This is a genomic window from Patulibacter ginsengiterrae (assembly GCF_056269115.1).
The window spans coordinates 13,327-33,774 of sequence record NZ_JBWDOG010000011.1 but is presented as its reverse complement, the minus strand read 5'-3'; the positions used below and the strand labels follow the sequence as shown (position 1 = coordinate 33,774).

Below are 20,448 nucleotides of genomic sequence, written 5' to 3'. Positions count from 1 at the left end.
CGGGCCGGAGACCACGATCGGGCAGGATGGAGCGGTGACGTTCTCGTTCCGATCCGCCCGAGGAGACCACGCATGAAGGTCGAGATCTGGTCCGACGTGGCCTGCCCCTTCTGCTACATCGGCAAGCGACAGCTCGAGACCGCGCTGGAGCGGTTCGAGCACCGCGACGACGTCGACGTCGAGTGGCGCAGCTTCCAGCTCGACCCGTCGATGCCGCAGCAGATCGAGGGCAACATGGACGCGTTCCTCGCCGAGAAGCTCGGCCGCACTCCGGAGCAGGCGCGCGAGATGAACGCCCGCGTGATCGGGATGGCCGAGAGCGTCGGGCTCGCCTACGACTTCGACCATGCGCAGCCGAGCAACACCTTCGACGCCCACCGCCTGGTCCACCTCGGCAAGGCCCACGGCAAGCAGGACGCGGTCAACGAGCGGCTGCTGGCGGCGTACTTCACCGAGGGCGCCCGCCTCAGCGACCACCAGACGCTGGTCCGGCTCGGCGAGGAGGTCGGCCTCGACCCCGACGAGATCCGCACCGTGCTCGCCGGCGACGACTACGCCGACGCGGTCCGGGCCGAGGCCACCGAGGCCCAGCAGCTCGGCCTCGGCGGGGTCCCGGCGTTCGTCTTCGACCGCACGTTCCTCGTCTCCGGCGCGCAGCCGGCCGAGGCCCTCGAGCAGGCGCTCCAACAGGCGTGGGAGCGGCAGGCCGAGGGCGCGACCGCGTCCGATCAGGGCTCCGACGGCGAGCGCTGAACGGTGACGGAGACCAGCCCCGTCCGGCCCGCCTCGCTCGACGAGCTGCGGGCACTGGTCGGCACCGAGCTCGGCCCCGGCGCCTGGTTCGCCGTCACCCAGGACCGGATCGACGCCTTCGCCCGCGCGACCGAGGACTTCCAGTGGATCCACGTCGATCCCGAGCGTGCGGCCGCCGGGCCGCTCGGCAGCACGATCGCCCACGGCCTCCTGACGCTCTCGCTCGGTCCGGTGCTGATGAGCCAGCTGCTGACGCTCGACGCGTTCGACCGTCGCCTCAACTACGGCTACGACAAGGTCCGCTTCCCGGCCCCGGTCCCGGTCGACTCGCGGCTGCGGCTGCGCGCCACGATCGTCGCGGTCGACGACGTGCCGGGTGGCTGCCAGATCACCACCAAGCAGACGATCGAGCGCGAGGGCGGCGACAAGCCGGTCTGCGTCGCGGTCGCGGTCGGCCGCCTGGTCGGCCCTCCGACGGACGCCTCCGGCCGCTGACGTCGGCGGCGGCCCCCGGCGGCCCCCGAGCCGTTCCCACCGCCTCGCTTGCCCGGGCGCCACGCCGCCCGCGATGCTGTGGCGAGCTTCCGAGGAGAACCGCATGACCGAGATCAACCACCAGCTGCGGCTGGCCACCCGTCCCGTCGGGCTGCCGGGCGCGACGACCTGGGCCCACACCAGCGAGCCGATCCCCGAGCCGGCCGACGGCGAGTTCCGGGTCGAGGTCGCCTACGCCTCGGTCGATCCGGCGATGCGCGGCTGGCTCGACGACGCCCGCTCGTACATCCCGCCGGTCGCGATCGGTGACGTGATGCGGGCCCACGCGGCCGGCCGGATCACCGCCTCGCGGCACCCCGACTTCGCCGTCGGCGAGCTGGTCACCGGCCTCTTCGGGATCCAGGAGCACGCGATCTCCGACGGCCGCGGGATCGTCCGCGTCGACCCCGAGGTCGGCCGGCTGACGACCTGGCTGGGCGCGCTCGGGATGCCGGGCATGACCGCCTACTTCGGCCTGCTCGACGTCGGCCGCGCCCGCGAGGGCGACACGGTCGTCGTCTCCGGTGCGGCCGGGGCGGTCGGCTCGATCGTCGGCCAGATCGCCAAGCGCAAGGGCTGCCGGGTGATCGGGATCGCGGGCGGCCCGGCGAAGTGCGCCTGGCTGGTCGACGAGCTCGACTTCGACGCCGCGATCGACTACAAGCACGAGTCGGTCGGCAAGGGCCTGCGCGAGCACGCACCGAAGGGGATCGACGTCTACTTCGACAACGTCGGCGGCGAGATCCTCGACGACGCGCTCGCCCGCCTGCGCCGCGGGGCGCGGGTGGTGATCTGCGGGGCGATCTCGCAGTACAACGCGACCGAGGCCGTCCGCGGGCCGGCGCGCTACATGTCGCTGCTGGTCAACCGCGCGTCGATGACGGGGATGGTCGTCTTCGACTTCGCCGACCGCTACGGCGAGGCGACGGCCGAGCTCGCCGAGTGGGTCCGCGACGGCTCGCTCGTCGCCCGCGAGCAGGTCGAGCCGGGCGGCGTCGCCCACTTCCCGGAGGCGCTGCTGATGCTGTTCACGGGCGCCAACACCGGCAAGCTCGTGCTCGAGATCGGCGGCGAACCGGCCTGACGTCGAGCTCGCGACCGCTCCGCGGCCCGGCGACGGCGCGGTCGCGAGCGATCGCCCAGACCGGGCGGCTCGACCAGGTCGGTGGCGGCGCCCGTCACCCCCGACCGACGTCGCTCTCGCCCCGACGAAGGTCGCGAGTCCGCGCGGTCGGCGCCGGCGGTCCTGAGCCGAAGGTCTTCATCGGAGCGACGGCCGACGGGGGCGGCGAGCGACCGCCGGCCGATGTGCGCAGCGGCCCCGCTCGCCACGCTCGTTCGACATGAACGACGCTCGCAACCAGACCAAGAGACACGGCCCTCACAGCGCCGCCCGAGACCGGCCGTTCCCGAGCGCCCTCGAAGCCGCACCGGCGGTGGCCGCGACCGAGGCCCGCTCGCGCCGCGCCCACGCGCGCCGGATCGCCTTCGGCGCGGTCGCCGTCCTCTCGCTCGCCGGCCCCGGGGTCGTCAGCAGCGCGTCCGCGCTCGGCCCCGAGACGATCGTCCCCGACGCGACCGGCGACGTCTGGGAGGTCGGCGACGGCGCCGCCGCCGGGACCGACACCGGCACCGTCTTCGCCGGTGGCGCCTCGATGGCCGCCAACGGGCTCGGCTCGCTGCGGGTCAGCGTGAAGGGCGACGGCGTCACCGCGCCGCTGCGCACGATGCGCGGCTACGGCCTGCGGTTCGACGGCTCCGACCGTTGGTCGACCACCCATGCGGTCACCTACGGCGGGGTCGAGTTCGCGCGCTCGCTGCGGTTGAAGCGCTCGTCGCAGTGGATGCGCTGGACCGACACGATGGTCAACACCGCGGACGCGCCGCGGACGGTCGAGATCGCCTGGGGCGCCAACGGCAACGACGGCTACGACGGCGGGTTCGGGCCGGTCCTCCGCTACGGCGCGGTCGCCTCGAGCGACGGCAACGCCCGCTTCGACCCGGCCGACAGCTGGGCCGGCTTCGCGGGTGGCGACGCCGCCGACGGCGCCCCGACGGTCGCCGGTCCGTCGTTCTTCGGCCCGCTGGCGGTGGTGATCGGATCGCCGTCGCCGGCCAGCCCGCTGCTCGCCCCGAGCTTCGGCCGCTTCGACCTCGACCCGACCTCGACCCCACCCAAGACCAGCGGATCGGGCTCGGCCCGGATCGGGATCACCCGCACCATCACCCTCCAGCCGGGCCAGGCCGCGACCCTCGTCCACTTCGGGATCAAGGGCCTAGCCGAGGGCTACGACGCGGTGGGCACCGGTCAGCCCGCGCCCGGCGCCCAGATCGCCGCGGTCAACGCGGTCGCCGCCGACCTCGCCCACGACCCGCCGCTCGCCGACCTCTCGACCGCCGAGCTCTGCACGCTGCGGAACTTCGCCGTCATGACGACCCCGCCGGCCGGCTTCGACCCGGACGACTGCGCCCGGACGATCACGGTCCTGCCCCGGCCGGAGAAGCGCGAGAGCCCCGAGACGACTTCCCGGTACCCAGTGGTCGAGAAGTCACTGACCCAGATCGCCGACGACCTCAAGGCCGGGAAGACGACCTCGGTCGCGGTCATCCAGGCCTACCTCGACCGGATCCGCGCGTACGACACCGGCAGCTTCGGGCTCCACTCGTACGTGCACGTGGCGAAGGACGCGCTGGCCCAGGCCCGCAAGGCCGACGCCGAGCGCACGGCCGGCCGCGACACGCCGCTGCTCGGGGTGCCGATCTCGTTCAAGGACAACTTCGACACCAAGGACATGCCGACGACCGCCGGCTCGCGGGCGCTGGAGGGCCTGGTCCCGTCGCTGGACGCAACGACGGTCAAGAGCGTCCGCGACCAGGGCGCGGTGATCCTCGGCAAGCTCAACATGCCCGACTGGGCGACCGACGGCAACTACACCGCCTCCAGCGTCGGCGGCGCGACCTTCAGCCCCTACGAGGACCTCTCCCACACCGCGTCCGGATCGAGCGGCGGCCCCGGCGCGGCCGGCGCGGCGAGCCTCGCCGCGGCGACCTTCGGCACCGACACCTGCCGCTCGCTGATCGGCACCGCCGGGGCCGGCGGGCTGTTCACCACCCGCAGCAGCCACGGGCTGGTCAGCCGCGGCGGGATCCTGCCGCTGGTGTCGATGGCCGACACCGGCGGCCCGATGACGCGGACGGCCCGTGACCTCGCCACGCTGCTGCAGGCGACCGTCGGGTCCGACCGGCGCGACCCCGACACCGCCGAGGCCGACGCCCACCGCCAGGACTTCCTCGGCGCGCTCCAGCCCGGCGCGCTGCGCGGGGTCGAGCTCGGCGTCGTCCCGCTGTTCCTGACCGCCGACCACGTGCACGACGAGACGGCGGCGCTCGACCAGTTCAACCGCAAGCTCGACGCGTTGCGTGCGGCCGGCGCGAAGATCGTCACCGTCGACATCAGCCAGGAGGACGTCGACGCGGCCAAGGAGGGCTCGGGGCAGGACTCGGGCGCCTTCCGGCGGGCCGTCGAGGCCTACCTGCGCGAGTCGCGCCCCGCCGGCCAGCCGCAGACGCTGACCGACCTGCTCGAGACCGGCAAGCTCGGCAACCTCAGCCGCGACCTGTTCGAGTCCGAGGCGACCGCCGAGCCGGAGACCGACGCCGCGCGCGCCGAGGTGGTGCGGAACCGGGCCCGGTTCGCGGCCTTCCTCCAGGCCCGGATGGACGCAGCCGGCGTCTCGGCCTTCGTCGCCCCGACCAACAACGACTCGTGGGCGCTCAACGACGCCGGCACGTCGACGGGCGGGGGGATCTGCGACAAGTCGTCGCAGTCCGGCCTGCCGACGGTCGTCGCTCCGGCCGGGATCGACGCCAACGGCACGCCGGTCGGGCTCCAGTTCCTCGGGCACATGTGGGACGACGCCAAGCTCGTCGGCTACGCGTACGCCTACGAGCAGGCCGACCATCCGCGCGTCGCCCCGGCAACCGTGCCCGAGCTGGCCGTGACCGACGGCGCGCCCGCGCCGGCCCCGGTGATCCCGACCGTCCCGGGACCGGGCATCACCACCCCGGCCCCCGCGACCCCGGGCGCCCTGGGCACGATCACGCTGCCGGGCACGACGGTCACGCGCCCGACCCCGGGCGACCGCCGCGGACCGCTGATGTCCCCCGCCCTCCGCTCGAGCACGGCGCGGACGACGATCGGGAAGACGCGGCGGTTCTCGCTCGTGCTGCTGATCGGCGAGCCGGGCCGCGTCCGGCTGACCGCGTCGCTCGCGGGCTCCCGGCTCGGGTCCACGTCGACGAAGGTCACCCGCGCCGGCAGCACGAAGCTGACCGTCCGGCTCGGCGCCAAGGCGCTGGCTCGGATCGGCAAGGCGCGGAAGGGCCAGCGGGTCCGCTTCGCCTTCGTCGCCCGTGACGCGGCCGGCAACGTCTCGCGGAAGACGATCACGGTCCGCCTGAAGTAGCCGCAACGGGCGAGGCGCTCACCCGCCCGGTCGGGCCCGCGGCTCGGCGGGCGCCGGCCGGGCGGCGCCCGGTGCTGGCCGTCGCCGTCGACCGGCCGAGCTAGCCGTTCGCCGCGGTCGAGTCCCGTGCGGCCCGCGCCTCGTCCTGCGCCGCCCGGTACTTGGCCGCCGTCCGCCGGCGCCCGGGAATCGCGATCGGCGCCCGCTCGCGGATCTCCCGCATCACCCGCTCGATCAGCTCCGCGGCGCTCTCGCCCGGGGCGGGCGGGCCGCCGCTCGGCAGGAAGAACTCGACCCGGATCCGCGGGCGCTTCGGCACCCGCACGATGTCGACGGTCCCGGTCACGGTCACGCAGACCACGGCCACCTCCGGGACGGCCAGCGCCAACCGCCCGGCCCCGCTGCGCGGACGCAGGTACGACCCGCGCGAGATCGTGCCCTCGGGGAAGACGCCGATGCAGGCCCCGCCGGCCAGCTCCGCGATCGCGGTGTCGAGCGCATGCGCATCGCCCTTGCCCCGCTCGATCGGGATCTGCCCCATCCCGTTCATCACGGCGGCCAGCGGGCGGGTCTTCCACAGCGTCGACTTGGCCAGCGCGCGGATCTGCCGACGGTCGAGCGCGGCGACGCCGATCGCGACCGGATCCCAGTTGCTGTCGTGATTGCCGATCAGCAGGATCGGCCCGCTCTCGGGCAGGTGCTCGAGGCCGACGACCTCGAGCCGGCCCCAGCGCCGGATCAGCGGCGAGCAGACCCGCATCGCCAGGCGGTAGACCGGCATCATCGGACGCGGAGCGGTGGCGGCCATCGCCGCCTCCGGCCCGGGGGCATCCACGGTCACCGGCGCAGGATCAGTCACGCCCGCGAGGCTACCGGCGGTCGGGACACCGTGTCGCCGACCGCGGACGATCCGGGCGCACTGCGGGCCGCTCTCGCCCCCGGCCGCCTGAGCCGATCGTGCCTGACCGCAAAGTCTGTGGACGGCATCCATCCTTGACTCTATACTCTGCACACAGGGGGCCTCGACTCACATACATACCCTCTCGAGGCTCCCTGCCTCTCCCCAGACGATGGCCCGCAACGCGGGCCATCGTCGCGTTTGCGGCACATTTCGCGGCAGGAGCGACGCGCCGGCGAGTCGACGAGGGCCAGACCCAGGGAGGTATGCAGCGTATGTGCGGCCTTGTTTCGGAATGGCCGGCGCCACGCTCACGCGACGCCGGCTCGAGACACGCCCTAGTGGGCGAGCACCGGCTCCGCCTCGGGATCGAGCTCGTGGACGCCGGGCCGCAGCAGCAGCCAGGAGATCACCGAGCCGATCGCGAGCAGCCCCGCGGCCCACCAGAACGCGGTCGTGTAGCCGTGCATCGCCGCCTCGATCTGGACCCCCGGACCCGAGTGGCTGCTGGCGTAGCCCGACACCGCGCTCGCGAAGAGCGTGCTCAGGAGCGCGGTCCCGATCGACCCGCCGACCTGCTGGGTGGTGTTGACCATCGCCGAGCCGACGCCCGCGTCCTTCGGGTCGATCCCCAGCGTCGCGGTGCTCATGCCGGTCGCGAACACGAGCCCGAGGCCGAGCCCGAGCACCAGCAGCCCCGGCAGCACGCCGGTCGCGTAGCCGGAGTCCACCTGCAGCTGGGTGAAGGCGACCATCCCCAGCGTCGACAGGACCATGCCAACGGTCACCAGCAGCCGCGGGCCGACCTTCGGCAGCAGGACCGAGGTCGCCATCGTCGCGCTGGTCATGATCGCGAAGTTCATCGGCAGGAACGCCAGGCCGGTCTTGATCGGCGAGAACCCGAGCGTCTGCTGGAGGTAGTAGGTCAGGAACAGGAAGACGCCGAACATGCCCGCGCCGACGACGCCGAAGGCCACGAACGAACCGCCGCGGTTGCGGTCGAGCACGACCCGCAGCGGCAGCAGCGGGTGCTCGACCCGGCGCTGGATCGCGACGAACAGCGCCAGCAGCACGACCGAGGCCGCGAGCATCGCGACGGTCAGCGGCGCACCCCAGCCGTTCGTCTCGGCGTTGGAGAAGCCGTAGACGAGCGCGAACAGCCCGAGCGAGACGGTGATCGTGCCGGGGATGTCGAGCTTCGGCTTCGCCCCCGCGGCCCGGCCGTGCAGCAGCGACAGCGCGCCGATGGCCGCCGGGATCGCGAAGAACAGGTTGACGTAGAGGCACCAGCGCCAGGAGAGGTACTCGGTCAGCGCGCCGCCGAGCAGCAGGCCGACGCCCGCGCCGGCACCGGCGATCGCCCCGAAGACGCCGAACGCCTTGCCGCGCTCGCCCGGGTCGGTGAAGGTCGTGGTCAGCAGCGACAGCGCGGCCGGTGCGAGCAGGGCGCCGAACAGGCCCTGAGCGGCGCGAGCGATCACGAGCACGCCGAAGCTGCCCGCGGCGCCGCCGACGGCGGACGCGACGGCGAAGCCGAGCAGGCCGACGATGAAGACCTGCTTGCGACCGACCAGGTCGCCGATCCGCCCGCCGAGCAGCAGGAAGCTGCCGAAGGCGAGCGCGTAGGCGGTGATCACCCACTGGCGGTTGTCGTCGGAGAAGCCGAGCGACTCCTGCGCCGAGGGCAGGGCGATGTTCACGATCGTCGCGTCGAGCACGACCATCAGCTGGGCGATCGAGAGGACGACGAGGACCAGCCAGCGACGCGCGTGATGCGGGTCGTGGTGCTGGCCGCCGGTAGCCGGCGGGGAGGCGGGGGAGTTCATGAGGTCCTTCTGCGGACGGGACGGACGTGCGAGATGCGGCGGCCGCGACCCCGGGAGGTCGCGCCGCCGGAGAACGATAGCACGAAGCGGAGCTATCTCCTCCGATTGGAGTCCACCTCTCCGCTTCGCTACTGTCGGAGCATGCCCAGCGCGATCCCGCTGCCTGCCGAGCAACCGGAGCGACCGCTTCGGCGAGACGCCGAGCGCAATCGCCGCCGGATCCTCGACGCCGCCCGGACGCTCTTCGCCAGCCAAGGCCTGCACGTCACCCTCGACGACATCGCGGACCACGCCGAGGTCGGCGTCGGCACCGTCTACCGACGGTTCCCCGACAAGAACACCCTGATCAACGCGCTCTTCGACGAGGAGATCGGCGCCGTCGTCGCGCTCGCCGAGGACGCCCTCCTCCAGCCCGACCCGTGGGACGGGCTCGAGCAGTTCGTCCGCACCAGCCTCGAGATGCAGGCGAGCAACCGCGGCCTGCGCGAGCTGCTGTTCGGCGACCGCAACGGCGTCGACTGCGCCGCCCAGGGCCGCAACCGGATCGCCCCGCTGGTCACCAAGCTCGTCGAACGGGCGCAGGCCGGCGGTGCGCTCCGCGCCGACGTCGAGGTCTCCGACATGCCGCTGATCCAGCTGATGGTCGGCACGGTCGTCGACTACACGCGCGACGTCGACCCCAACGTCTGGCGGCGACTGCTGACCGTCGTGCTCGACGGGCTGCGCGCGGACGGCTCGGTCCGGACGCCGATGCCGACCCCCGCCCTCAGCCACGAGCAGGCGGTCGACGCGATGCAGGCCTGGCGCCCCCCGCACTGACCCCGCGCGCTACGCGGCCGGCGCCTCGACCCGCACGTCGACGTCGCCGGCGCCCTCGTCGACGAACCGGGCCAACCCGGCCCCCTCCTCGGAGAGCGCCGCGACCGCCGCCGGCGGCAGCGGCGCGAACGGCGCCAGCCGCAGGACCGCCGTCTCCCCCTCGCGCGCGACGTCCCAGCGCCCGGCGATCCTCCCGTCCCAGAGGAAGGTCGCGTGGACGATCCCGTTGACGGTGAAGACCCGCCGGCGGTCGGCGGGATCGATGCAGCGGATCGGATCGGCGTGCGCCAGCAGCAGGTTGTCGAACCGCGGCAGGAACCGGGCCGGAGCGGGCACGTCGGCCTCGGGCCGCGGCGCCTCGGGCAGGTCGTAGAGCACCCGCCCCTGCTCGTCCCGGAAGCGGACCAGATCGGGCATCGCGTCGAGCGTCTTCCGGACCGCCCCGAGCCCGGACCACTTCCCCACATCGGCCACCGTCGCCGGCCCGAACGCCGCCAGGCAGCGCCGGAAGAGCGCGCCGGGACCTTCTCCACCGTCGGCGAGCGGGCGCCCGAGCAGCTGCTCGCTGGGGGCGAAGCGGGCGTTGCCCGGGAACCCCGCCGGATGCTCCTCGGGCACCATCAGCAGCGGCACCAGCAGCCGCCCGACCTGGGCGAGATCGGCACCGTCGAGGCCCGGGAACGCCGCGGCCAGCGGCTCCCGCAGCGCCCCGATCGGGCGCGGCTCGGCGGCCAGCAGCTCGTGCGTGAGCTGCCCCAGACGCTCCGCGAACGGCCCCGCGACCCGGGCCTCGGGCAGCCGCACCACCCGGTCGAGGAACGGCTGGAGCACCGGCCGGAAGGCGACGTGGTCGTCGGCACTGACGAGGTGGATCGTGCCGCGCATCATCGTTCCGCGGACCAGCTCGTGCGCGTGGATCGCCGCCAGCAGCTGCTCGCGGCGGAAGCCCGCGACCCGCGACCAGAGCCCGACGAACGACGGCGCAGGCTCCTGCGCCTGCATCCCGGCGAGCTGCTCGACCGCAGCGACCGGCCCGATCGTCGCCCGTTCCAGCAGCAGCTGGCGGGCCAGCGTCGCCCGGTTGAGCTGACCGACCGTCAACGTCGGCAGCGCCGCATCGTCGCGGCCAGCTCGGCCCCTGGGCACGGTTCGTTCGGCCATCGGCGGAAGCCTAGGCCGCCTCGAGGACAGCGGTTGTCCGCGATCGTCACGCCGGTCGGCCGGTCGACCCGCCAAGATCTCGGACATGAGCACTCCGCTGGTCGACCCCGCCGGCATCTTCAACCGGGCGCTGGCGATCTACCGCGAGCACGCTGCCGTGCTGTTCCCGGCAGCGCTGATCGTCGGCCTGCTCCAGGCGATCTTCTTCTTCACGTTCGAGGACGCTCCCGGGGTGGCGGTGGCCGTCTTGGTGCCGACGCTGATCGCCTGGACGTTCTTCCAGACGATCGCGGTCGAGGTCGCCCGCGACGTCCAGGACGGCCGGGCCGAGCGCAGCACCGACGAGCTCCTGCGCCAGGTGGCCCCGATCGCGCCCCGGGTCCTGCTCATGACGCTCCTGAGCGGGACCGGTTTCGCGGTCGGCTACCTGCTGCTGATCGTGCCCGGCCTAGTGCTGCTGACGATCTGGGCGGTCGTCATCCCCATCACCGTGATCGAGCGGCCGCGCGGGCTCGACGCCTTCCGCCGCAGCGTCGAGCTCGTACGGGGCCGCGGCTGGCCGGTCTTCGGCCTACTCCTGATGGTCTTCGCGATCGTCTTCATCGTCGCGATCGTCTCCGCAATCCTCGCCGCCCTGGCCGGCGGCATCGACAGCACGCCCGGACAGTTCGTCCGGCTGCTGGGGACCTCCGCTGTCATCCCCGTGGCACCGCTCGTGACCGCCGTGCTCTACTTCCGGCTCGTCGAGCTGCACGCCGAGCAGACGTTCGTGGCCCCCGCCCCCAGCATCACGCAGGACGAGCCCGACGAGCCGACGAAGAGCTGACCGCGTCAGGCGCTCGCCGGCCCCGAGCAGCCGGCGGCCCGGCGCAGGAGGAACGCGCGCTCGCGCTCGTTGCCGGTCAGGCTCGCCGCGCGCTCGAACGCGGCGCGGGCCTCCTCTCGGCGGTCGAGCCGGAAGAGCAGGTCGCCGCGCACGCTCGGCAGCAGGTGGTAGCCGGCGAGGGCCGGCTCGTCGACCAGCGCGTCGACGATCTCCAGCCCGGCCGCCGGCCCGAACGCCATCGCCACGGCGACCGCCCGGTTCAGCTCGACCACCGGCGACTCCGTGGCCTGGACCAGCGCCGCGTAGAGCGCCGCGATCCGGATCCAGTCGGTCTGCTCGGCGGTCCGGGCGCGGGCGTGAACGGCGGCGATCGACGCCTGGAGCACGAACGGGCCGGGTCGGCCGCCGAGCGCCTCGGCCCGCTCGAGCGCCGCCAACCCACGTCGGATCAGCAGCTGGTCCCAACGCGTCCGGTCCTGGTCGGGCAGCAGCACCGGCTCGCCACCGGGGCCGATCCGCGCCCGCGAGCGTGACGCCTGGATCTCCATCAGCGCGACGAGGCCGTGGACCTCCAGCTCCCGCGGCAGCAGCTCGGCCAGGGTCCGCCCGAGCCGCAGCGCGTCCGCGCAGAGCTCCGGCCGCATCCAGTGCTCGCCGGCGGTCGCCGCGTAGCCCTCGTTGAAGACCAGGTAGATGACGTCGAGCACCGACGCCAGCCGCTCGGGCAACTCGTCCCGGCTCGGCACCTCGAACGGCACCTGGGCCTTCGTCAGCGTCCGCTTGGCCCGCACGATCCGCTGGGCGACCGTCGACTCGGGGACGAGGAACGCCCGCGCGATCTCCGGCGTCGTCAGCCCGCCGAGCAGCCGGAGGGTGAGCGCGACCTGGGCGTCCTGGTTGAGGACGGGGTGGCAGCAGCTGAAGACCAGGCGGAGCAGGTCGTCGCCGATCTCGTCGTCGAGCCCCGCGGGCAGCTCCGCCGCATCGATCGCCATCCGGATCCCGATCTCGCGGGCCAGCTGCTCGTGCTTCTGGTCGATCCGGCGGTTGCGCCGCATCAGATCGATCGCGCGGTGCTTGGCGGTCGCCATCAGCCAGGCGCCGGGATTGTCCGGGACGCCCGACGCGGGCCACTTCTCGAGCGCGACCACCAGCGCGTCCTGAGCCAGGTCCTCGGCGAGCCCGACGTCGCGGACCATCCGCGCGAGTCCCGCGATCAGCCGCGGCGACTCGATCCGCCAGACGGCGTCGATCGCGCGCTGGGTCGCGGTTCCCGCCCCCGCGCCCCCGGCACCGACGCGGGTCGCGTCGGTGCCGGGCACGGGGCGGTCGGGACCGGGCGACGTCACCGGCTAGCGCGCCCTCGTCTGCTCGGGCGGCTCGACCGACAGCTCGGCGGCGGCCTGGATCTCGTCCGAGAAGTCGCTCATCTCGTAGACCCGGCGGACCTCGACCATGTCGCCCTCGCCGGCGGGGATCCGCAGGGCCCAGGCGACGGCCTCCTCCTTCGACGCGACGTCGATCGTCCAGTAGCCGCCGACGACCTCCTTGGCCTCGGCGAAGGGGCCGTCGGTGGCGGTGGCCTTCCCGCCCGGGTAGCGCACGCGGGCGCCCTCGCTCGGCGGGTGGAGCCCGTCGGCCGCCAGCAGCACGCCGGCCTTCGTCAGCTCCTCGTTGTACTTCGTCATCGCGCCGACGTCCTCGGCGCTCGGCTCCCAGTCCTCGTCCTTGATCCCGGGGTGCATGAACATCATGAAGCGCATCGTCGTGCTCCTTCTCGTGGGTGGATCGGGGCGGGCTCCGGGGCGGCCGAGCCGTCCTCCGTGCCGTGCCTCCATCCGTACGACGACCGAGGATCGAGCAAATCGACCGCTCCGCGAATCTTTATGTTCGTGGCGGGCTCGGCCGGTCGGGCGACGCGGCGCCGGAGCGGTGCTCGTGCCGACGCCGAACGCCGGCTCAGCGCGCCGGACGCAGGCGGGGACGGTCGATCGTCACCCAGACGACGGCGCCGACGACCGCCGCGACCAGGAAGACCGCCGGCCACGAGCCGAGCTGCTTCCCGAGCGGATGCGAGAGCCCGAACGCGAGCAGGTAGACCGCGACCAGCCCGAGCGCGACCCCGAGGCCACGGGCCCGGCGCCACTCCAGGCCGCACCAGAGCGCGGCCAGGAAGAGCACGATCCCGCCGAGCGGACGGACGCCGGTCACGTCCGCGACCGCGAAGCCGAGGACGAGCGAGAACGCGGCCACCAGCCACGTGGGGATCGAGCGAGTCACCCCGTGAGGGTAGCTCGCTCGGCCGCTCCGGCTCCCCGTGCGCGCGGGCCGCGTCCGCGGCGACGCGGGCCTGCACCGGAAGCGCGGCGGCCCGCCCCGGCTATCCGGCCGACGACTCGCCGGAAGTCCGGTCGACGGGGCGGTCGATCGTCATGTCGGCGAACGAGACCGGGTCCTCGACCGGCTCGAGGTGGGTCGTGACGGTCGCCGGCTCGAACGCCACCCGCAGCCGGTGCTCGACCCGCTCGGCGAAGTCGTGGCCGTCCTGGACCGACCAGGCGCCGGGAACCAGCAGGTGGAAGGTGATGAACGCCCGCCGCCCCGAGCGGCGGGTGCGGAGGGCGTGGAACCCGACCTGCTCGTCGCTGAAGTCGTCGAGGATCTCCTGCACGCCGGCGCGCTCGTCCGAGCTCAACGCCCGATCCATCAGCCCCGCGGCGGAGCGCCGGACCAGCCCGACCCCGGCGACCACGATGTTGACCGCGACGGCGATCGCGACCAGCGCGTCGAGCGGCTCCCAGCCGCTGATCGCGACCGCCGCGACCCCGACGATCACCCCGACCGAGGTCCAGACGTCGGTCAGCAGGTGCTTGCCGTCGGCCTCGAGCACCAGCGAGCGGTCGCGGCGGCCGACCCGGACCAGCAGCAGCCCGACGGCGAGGTTGATCGCCGACGCGACCGCCGAGACGACCAGGCCGAGCCCGACCGTGCTGATCGGGGACGGGTTCAGCAGCCGGTCGACGGCCGAGACCATGATCGTGACCGCGGCCACCAGGATCAGGGTGCCCTCGACCCCGGCCGCCAGGTAGTTGGCCTTCTCGTGCCCGTACTCGTGCTCGTCGTCGGGTGGGCGCGCCGCCCACTGCACGGCGACCAGCCCGAACAGCGCGGCGACGAGGTTGACCACCGACTCGGCGGCGTCCGACAGCAGACCGATCGAGCCGGTCAGCAGCCAGGCCACCGTCTTCAGCGCGATCGTCGCCAGCGACGCGACGACGGCCAGGAGCATCAGCCGCACGAGGCGGCGCTGGACGAGGGCTTCGGGCGACATGCTCGGCGGGTCCGGGCGGCACGCAGGGGCGCTCCCGTGGGGCGAGTCTAGGCTCGGCGCCGCGGGCCGTGCGGTCTCCGGCGCACCCCCGCGTACGGCGTTGGCACGGCTCAACCTGAACCGTTCCCGGACGACGTTCGGGGCTCAGGCGCAGCGTCGGACCGGGTCGTGGAGAGGCCAGACCGGAGCGATGCCGACGCCGACGCCGACGCGCCGCGCTCAGACGCCGGCGTCGGCGGCCGCCTCCAGCTGTGCCCGCACGTCGACCCCGGTGACCGGCCCGCGGTGACCGGGCCAGACGCTCGCCGGCTCGAGCGCCGCCAGCCGGCGGAGGCTGGTCGCCGCCTGCTCGCTGTCGTGGTTGTAGGCCGGCAGCGGCAGCGCCGGTGCCTGCGGGCGGCCCCACATGTCGGTCATGTAGAGCGCGTCGCTGCAGAGCGCCAGCCGGTCGCGCTCGCGCCAGAGCGCGATCAGGCCCGGGGCGTGGCCGGGGAGCGCGACCACCCGGAAGCCCGCGATCTCGTCGCCGTCCTCGACGGTGTCGCTGATCGTGACCGGACCGCCGTCCCAGACGTGGTGCATCAGCGCGTGGAAGCGGCGGACCGCCGGCGGCAGCAGCTCCGGCCGCCAGTAGTCACGGCCTCCGCTGCCCTCGGCGTGGGCGACGGCGTCGGGGTGGCAGACGATCGGGGCGACGGCGCTCAGGGCCGGCGCCGCCCCGCGGTGATCGGTGTCGCCGTGGCCGAGCACGACCCGGTCGATCCCGCCGAGCGGCGCGGCAGCGGCGAGGATCGCGGAGGCCATCCCCTGCTCCCCCGCGTCGAAGACCACGACGCCGTCGGGGCCCTCGATCAGGAAGACGTTCATCGCCCGGGTGAGGCCCCCGCGGAGGATCCAGACCCCGTCGGCGATCGGTTCCGGCGGGGCCGCCCCGATCCGGCGGGTGAGGGAGGCGAGTCGGCTACGCATCGTTCGGTCGTTCCTGGTCGGTTGACGGTCGTGGGTCTACCCGATCGGCGGGGCCGTCGGGGCGATTCGTGGCCGGATGAGCCGGCCCGGACCGCGATCGCGCGTCCCGGACGACGGCGGCCATCGTCGTCCGGAGGCCGCTCACCGCGCCGCCCGCTCGGGCAGGTGCGCCTGCTCGTTGAAGCTGACCAGCGAGAGCCCGCGGCGGCCGCTCACGAGCCGGGTGACGCCGGTGTTGGCGTAGACCCGGTTGAGGTCGAGCCAGCCGCTCGGCGGCGCGCCCAGCAGCCCGGCACAGACCGCGGCGATCGTGCCGGCCGACGAGACGACGACGGTGGTCCCGGGCGGGGCGCTGGCGACGACCCGGTCGAGCGCGCCCCGTGCGCGCATGGCGAATCCGGCGAACGTCTCCTCGTACTCGCCGTCGTGGGCGCCGGACGACCAGCGTTCGAGTGCCTGCTCGAGCGTCTCCCGGAACGCCGCCAGCGGCCGGCCGGTCGCGGCCATCTCGGTCGCCAGCACGGTCTGGCTGCGGTAGCGCCGCCGCAGCCGGGTCAGCAGCTCGCGGTGGTCGAACTCGTCCCAGCGCGGGTCGACCCGGCGCTCGGGCTCCTGCTGCGCTCCCTCCAGCAGCGCATCGACCGTCTCGCGCTGGCGCCGCAGCTCGCCGTGGACGACCAGCGACGGCACCACGCCCCGCTCCCGCAGGCTCGCGCCGAGGGCCCGCGCCTGGTCGCGGCCGGCGTCGGTCAGCCGGTCGTAGTCGCCGAGCCCGAACGACGCCTGGCCGTGCCGGACGAGCAGGATCGTGCCCATCAGCCGCCGCTCCGCCGGATGATCCGCCGGCAGCGGAAGTCGAGGTAGAGGACCGCGATCCACATGTTCTTGAAGGCCGGGTTGCGGGTCTGCTTGAGGTGATAGCGACGGTAGATCTGCTGGACGATCACCGCCAGCCGGAAGAGCCCGAAGACCTCGTAGAACGTCCAGTCCGGCCGATTGATCCCGGCCTGGGCGCAGTAGCGGTCGACGACCTCGTCGCGGGTCGGCATCCCCGGCAGGTGGGTCGGCTGGCGCCGGAGGAGGTGCATCCCGCGGCCGTCGTCGGCCTGGACCCAGTAGGCCAGCGCGCTGCCGAGGTCCATCAGCGGATCGCCGAGGGTCGCCATCTCCCAGTCGAGCACGCCGATCACGCGCCCCTGGTCGTCCGGGTCGAGGACGAGGTTGTCGAGCCGCCAGTCGTTGTGGATCACGCAGGTCGCGACGTCGTCGGGGCGGTGCGCCTCGAGCCACTTGATCGTCCGCTCGAACGAGGGCGCGCGTGGCGTGCGGGCGGCGCGGTAGCGCTTCGACCAGCCGCCGACCTGACGCTCGACGTAGCCGGCCCCGCGGCCGAGGTCGGCGAGTCCGGCCGCCTCCACGTCGACCGCGTGCAGCCCGACGAGCCGGTCGATCGACTCCTCGCCGAGCCGGCGGGCCTGGGCGGGATCGAGCGTCATCCCCGGTGGCAGGTCGCCGCGCAGGATCGTGCCGACGATCCGCTCCATCACGTAGAACGGGCCGTCGAGCAGCGCGCGGGCCTCGTCGTCCTCACCCGCGGCGACGACCTCCGGCACGTACGGGAAGACCGGCCGCAGGCGCTGCTGGATCCGCGCCTCGCGGAGCACGTCGTGGGCGGTGCCGGTGTGCCGTCCGGCCGGCGGGCGCCGCAGGATCAGGTCGCGCTCCGGGTAGCGCAGCAGGTAGGTGCGGTTGGAGGCGCCGCCGGAGAACTGGCGGACCTCGGGCGGGGCGTCGCCGCTCGCCGCCGCCTGCGCGACCAGCCAGGCGTGCAGCGGCGCGGGATCGAACGCGTCCTCGTCGCGAACCGCCCGTGGCTCGTCGATCGCGCCCCGCTCGGACGGGCTCATGCGCCGCTCGCCGCCTTCGCTCGCTGCTCGGCCTGCTCGGCCGCGGCGATCCGGCCCAGCAGCTTGCCCGCGCCCTTGCGGACCTGGTTGCGGAAGAGCGGCGGGACGAACCGCTTGACGAAGTACGCGACCCGTCCGTCGCGGTCGGTCAGGATCAGGAAGCGGCCCTCCGCGACGCCCTTCTGGACGACGGCGGCGATCGCCTCGGCCGGCGTCTTCGACTTCGTGACGAGGCTGTCCATGATCTCCTGGACCGCCGGGTCGGGCGTGCGGAAGCTCGCGGCGAGCCCGGTCCGGAAGAAGCTCGGGCAGACCACGGAGGTCCGGATCCCGGCCGGCTCGAGCTCGAAGCGGAGCGTCTCGGAGAGCGACACGACCGAGGCCTTGACCACGTTGTAGGAGGCCATCGCCGGCGGGTTCAGGAGCCCGGCGAGCGAGGCGACGTTGACCAGGTGGCCGCTGCCCTGGGCCTCGAACAGCGGCACGAAGGTCCGGCAGCCGCGGATCACGCCCTTCAGGTTGATGTCGAGGATCCAGTCCCAGTCCTCCATCGGCAACCGCGCGAAGCGGCCGCCGGTCGCGACGCCGGCGTTGTTGACGAGCACGTCGAGGCCGTCCCAGTGCTCCTCGCACCAGGCCCGGACGGTCGCCCAGTCCTCGTCGGAGCGGACGTCGTGGACGAGCCCGTGGATCCGCGGGCTCGCATCACCCGCACCCCCGCCGCCGCCCGCCAGCTCGGTGACCGCGGCCTGGAGCGCGTCGCCGCTGATGTCGGTCAGCAGCACCCGCCAGCCGTCGGCGGCGTAGCGGCGAGCGAGCGCCAGCCCGAGGCCGGACGCCGCGCCGGTGATCAGGATCCGCCGGCCCGCACCGGTGGCCGGGCTCATGCCGCACCCGTGTCCGCGGCGAGCTCCTTGTAGCCCGCCAGCTCGAGCCGGGCGATCACCCCGCGGTGGACCTCGTCGGGGCCGTCGGCCAGCCGCAGGGCGCGGGCGATCGCCCACGCCCCCGCGAGCGGGAAGTCGTCGCTGAGGCCACCGCCGCCGTGCAGCTGGATCGCCATGTCGATGACCTCCTGGGCCATGTTCGGGACCACGACCTTGATCTGCGAGACCGCGCCGAGCGCGCCCTGCAACCCCTGGGTGTCGAGCAGCCAGGCGGCGTGCAGGACGAGCAGCCGAGCCTGGTCGATCGCCATCCTGGCGTTGGCGATCCGCTCGCGGTTGCCGCCGAGGTTGGCGAGCGGCTTGCGGAACGCGGTCCGCGTCATCGCCCGGCGGCAGGCGTGCTCGAGCGCCAGCTCGGCCAGCCCGATCAGGCGCATGCAGTGGTGGACACGGCCCGGGCCGAGCCGCGCCTGGGCGATCCCGAAGGCCCCGCCGGGGGTGCCCATCACCGCGTCGAGCGGCAGCCGGACGTCGCGGAAGGAGACCTCGCCGTGCCCGGCCGGCGCGTCGAGGAAGCCCATGACCGGCAGCATCCGCTCGACGGTGACGCCGGGCGCGTCGCGCGGGACGAGCACCATCGAGTGCTGCGCGTAGCGGTGCGCGGTCGGGTCGGTCAGGCCCATGAAGATCAGGACCTCGCAGTCCGGATGCCCGATCCCGGTGCTCCACCACTTGCGGCCGTTGAGGACGATCTCGTCGCCGTCGACGATCGCCGTCGCCTGCATGTTGGTCGCGTCGGAGGAGGCGACGTCCGGCTCGGTCATGCAGAAGGCGGAGCGGATCCTCCCCTCCAGCAGCGGCGTCAGCCAGCGCTCCTGCTGGGCCTCGCTGCCGAAGTGCAGCAGGACCTCCATGTTGCCGGTGTCCGGCGCGTTGCAGTTGAAGACCTCGGAGGCGATCTGCGACCGCCCCATCCGCTCGGCGAGGACCGCGTACTCGGCGTTGCGCAGGCCCGGCCCGGCCAGCGAGGGTGCGAGCCCGGGGGCGGCGGCCGGCTCGGGCAGGAACAGGTTCCAGAGCCCCTGCGCCTGGGCCTTGGCCTTGAGCTCGTCGATCAGCGGCGGGACGGCGAACTCCCCCTCGCGCTGGGCGAGCGTGGTGCGCAGGTGCGCTTCCTCGCGGGGCTCGATCTCCTGGCGGATGAACGTATCGACCTGCTCCAGCAGCTGCTGGGCGCGGTCAGACGGGGCGAAATCCATGACGGACGCCTTCCTGGCGGTGGACCGGGCGCAGCCTACACGCTATTGAGCGTATGCTCAATAGCGTGAGCAGTCCGTCCCCGACCCCGGACGATCCACCGACCGCCGAGCCCCCGGAGCCGGCTCCCGACGCGCCCATGCCCGCGCCCGCCGACGAGCGCCCGGCCCCCCCGCGGACCCGCCTCTCGCCCGACGACCGCCGCCGCCAGCTGGTCGGCATCGGACTGCAGCTGCTGACCGAGCAGCCGCTCGACACGATCACCGTCGACGAGGTCGCCCGCCGGGCCGGGATCTCCCGCGGGCTGCTCTTCCATTACTTCCCGTCCAAGCGGGCCTTCCACGCCGCCGTCGCGGGCGCCGGCGTGCGCCGCCTGATGCGGGCCGTCGCCCCCGATCCGTCACTGCCGCCCGCGCTCCAGCTCCCGGACGCGCTCGACCGCTACGTCGCCTTCGTCGAGCGCCGCCACGGGCGGGTCGCCGAGCTGGTCCGCGGGTCGGCGACCGGCGACCCCCAGCTCGCGGCACTGATGGACGACGCCCACGCGACGATCGCCGACCGCCTCCTGCGGACGCTCGAGGCGCCCGCCGACGCCGGCTTCGCCCGCCAGGCCGCCCGCGCCTGGCTGAGCTTCGCCGAGAGCCTGATCCTCGACTGGATCGCCAACCCCACCAGCTCCCGCGAGCAGCTGTTGGCCTACCTCGTCGACGGGTTCGGCCACACGATCCGCCAGGCCCCCGCAGGCGGGGCGCCCACGGCAGCCGGATAGGCGACCGCGGACCGAGCGACACCCGGCAACGACGGGAGATCGCCG

At 73.9% G+C, this 20,448-nt stretch carries 19 protein-coding genes; 7 read left to right on the top strand and 12 right to left on the bottom strand.

Translation table 11 applies throughout. From position 1 onward, the window contains the following. Positions 1 to 72 precede the first annotated feature (72 nt). The 4 genes from ACVUH9_RS14870 (at position 73) to ACVUH9_RS14855 (ending at position 5,753) form a co-directional block, all read left to right on the top strand. Positions 73 to 753, top strand: coding sequence for a DsbA family oxidoreductase (locus tag ACVUH9_RS14870; RefSeq protein ID WP_475758228.1), 681 nt, complete (start codon positions 73 to 75; stop codon positions 751 to 753). Between the two features lie 3 nt (positions 754 to 756). Then, positions 757 to 1,248, top strand: coding sequence for a MaoC family dehydratase (locus ACVUH9_RS14865; RefSeq protein ID WP_475758226.1), 492 nt, complete (start codon positions 757 to 759; stop codon positions 1,246 to 1,248). Positions 1,249 to 1,351: 103 nt separating this feature from the next. Continuing rightward, the gene (locus tag ACVUH9_RS14860) at positions 1,352 to 2,371 is read left to right on the top strand and encodes an NADP-dependent oxidoreductase (protein ID WP_475758224.1); all 1,020 of its coding nucleotides are present in this window, start codon (positions 1,352 to 1,354) and stop codon (positions 2,369 to 2,371) included. 352 nt (positions 2,372 to 2,723) lie between these two features. After that, on the top strand, positions 2,724 to 5,753 hold the full coding sequence (locus tag ACVUH9_RS14855) for an amidase family protein (protein ID WP_475758222.1): 3,030 nt from the start codon (positions 2,724 to 2,726) through the stop codon (positions 5,751 to 5,753). A 100-nt stretch (positions 5,754 to 5,853) separates the two neighbouring features. On the opposite strand, the gene ACVUH9_RS14850 is transcribed toward ACVUH9_RS14855, so the two are convergent. Beyond that, the gene (locus ACVUH9_RS14850; protein WP_475758220.1) at positions 5,854 to 6,612 is read right to left on the bottom strand and encodes a lysophospholipid acyltransferase family protein; all 759 of its coding nucleotides are present in this window, start codon (positions 6,610 to 6,612) and stop codon (positions 5,854 to 5,856) included. A 377-nt stretch (positions 6,613 to 6,989) separates the two neighbouring features. Further along, positions 6,990 to 8,477 (bottom strand): MFS transporter, encoded by a 1,488-nt coding sequence (locus ACVUH9_RS14845; RefSeq protein WP_475758218.1) that lies wholly within the window; start codon positions 8,475 to 8,477, stop codon positions 6,990 to 6,992. A gap of 141 nt (positions 8,478 to 8,618) precedes the next feature. Here ACVUH9_RS14845 and ACVUH9_RS14840 point away from each other — a divergent pair, with 141 nt between their 5' ends. Then, positions 8,619 to 9,296, top strand: coding sequence for a TetR/AcrR family transcriptional regulator (locus ACVUH9_RS14840; protein ID WP_475758216.1), 678 nt, complete (start codon positions 8,619 to 8,621; stop codon positions 9,294 to 9,296). A 9-nt stretch (positions 9,297 to 9,305) separates the two neighbouring features. Here the strand turns inward: ACVUH9_RS14840 and ACVUH9_RS14835 are convergent, their stop codons facing one another. Further along, on the bottom strand, positions 9,306 to 10,457 hold the full coding sequence (locus tag ACVUH9_RS14835; protein ID WP_475758214.1) for a winged helix DNA-binding domain-containing protein: 1,152 nt from the start codon (positions 10,455 to 10,457) through the stop codon (positions 9,306 to 9,308). Positions 10,458 to 10,542: 85 nt separating this feature from the next. Between ACVUH9_RS14835 and ACVUH9_RS14830 the strand changes: the two genes are divergently transcribed. Continuing rightward, positions 10,543 to 11,283, top strand: a complete 741-nt coding sequence (locus ACVUH9_RS14830; RefSeq protein ID WP_475758212.1) for a glycerophosphoryl diester phosphodiesterase membrane domain-containing protein — start codon at positions 10,543 to 10,545, stop codon at positions 11,281 to 11,283. A gap of 5 nt (positions 11,284 to 11,288) precedes the next feature. Here the strand turns inward: ACVUH9_RS14830 and ACVUH9_RS14825 are convergent, their stop codons facing one another. The 9 genes from ACVUH9_RS14825 to ACVUH9_RS14785 all read right to left on the bottom strand — a co-directional run bounded on the left by ACVUH9_RS14825 (position 11,289) and on the right by ACVUH9_RS14785 (position 19,636). Further along, positions 11,289 to 12,536, bottom strand: coding sequence for an RNA polymerase sigma factor (locus tag ACVUH9_RS14825; protein ID WP_475758421.1), 1,248 nt, complete (start codon positions 12,534 to 12,536; stop codon positions 11,289 to 11,291). Positions 12,537 to 12,635: 99 nt separating this feature from the next. Further along, positions 12,636 to 13,046, bottom strand: coding sequence for a YciI family protein (locus ACVUH9_RS14820; protein WP_475758211.1), 411 nt, complete (start codon positions 13,044 to 13,046; stop codon positions 12,636 to 12,638). A 196-nt stretch (positions 13,047 to 13,242) separates the two neighbouring features. Next, positions 13,243 to 13,563, bottom strand: coding sequence for a hypothetical protein (locus ACVUH9_RS14815; RefSeq protein WP_475758209.1), 321 nt, complete (start codon positions 13,561 to 13,563; stop codon positions 13,243 to 13,245). A gap of 100 nt (positions 13,564 to 13,663) precedes the next feature. Continuing rightward, positions 13,664 to 14,614, bottom strand: coding sequence for a cation diffusion facilitator family transporter (locus ACVUH9_RS14810; RefSeq protein ID WP_475758207.1), 951 nt, complete (start codon positions 14,612 to 14,614; stop codon positions 13,664 to 13,666). A 219-nt stretch (positions 14,615 to 14,833) separates the two neighbouring features. Then, on the bottom strand, positions 14,834 to 15,583 hold the full coding sequence (locus tag ACVUH9_RS14805; protein WP_475758205.1) for an MBL fold metallo-hydrolase: 750 nt from the start codon (positions 15,581 to 15,583) through the stop codon (positions 14,834 to 14,836). Positions 15,584 to 15,724: 141 nt separating this feature from the next. Next, complete coding sequence (locus tag ACVUH9_RS14800) at positions 15,725 to 16,399, bottom strand: histidine phosphatase family protein (protein ID WP_475758203.1); 675 nt, start codon at positions 16,397 to 16,399, stop codon at positions 15,725 to 15,727. After that, on the bottom strand, positions 16,399 to 17,490 hold the full coding sequence (locus ACVUH9_RS14795; RefSeq protein ID WP_475758202.1) for a phosphotransferase family protein: 1,092 nt from the start codon (positions 17,488 to 17,490) through the stop codon (positions 16,399 to 16,401). Before ACVUH9_RS14795 ends, ACVUH9_RS14800 begins: the two co-directional genes overlap by 1 nt. Next, a complete protein-coding gene (locus ACVUH9_RS14790) occupies positions 17,487 to 18,377 on the bottom strand; it encodes an SDR family oxidoreductase (RefSeq protein WP_475758200.1) in 891 nt (296 codons plus the stop codon). Before ACVUH9_RS14790 ends, ACVUH9_RS14795 begins: the two co-directional genes overlap by 4 nt. Next, positions 18,374 to 19,636, bottom strand: coding sequence for an acyl-CoA dehydrogenase family protein (locus ACVUH9_RS14785; RefSeq protein ID WP_475758199.1), 1,263 nt, complete (start codon positions 19,634 to 19,636; stop codon positions 18,374 to 18,376). Before ACVUH9_RS14785 ends, ACVUH9_RS14790 begins: the two co-directional genes overlap by 4 nt. A 65-nt stretch (positions 19,637 to 19,701) precedes the next feature. Here ACVUH9_RS14785 and ACVUH9_RS14780 point away from each other — a divergent pair, with 65 nt between their 5' ends. Next, positions 19,702 to 20,403: a TetR/AcrR family transcriptional regulator gene (locus ACVUH9_RS14780; protein WP_475758197.1), complete on the top strand. Its 702-nt coding sequence runs from the start codon at positions 19,702 to 19,704 to the stop codon at positions 20,401 to 20,403. Positions 20,404 to 20,448 lie beyond the last annotated feature (45 nt).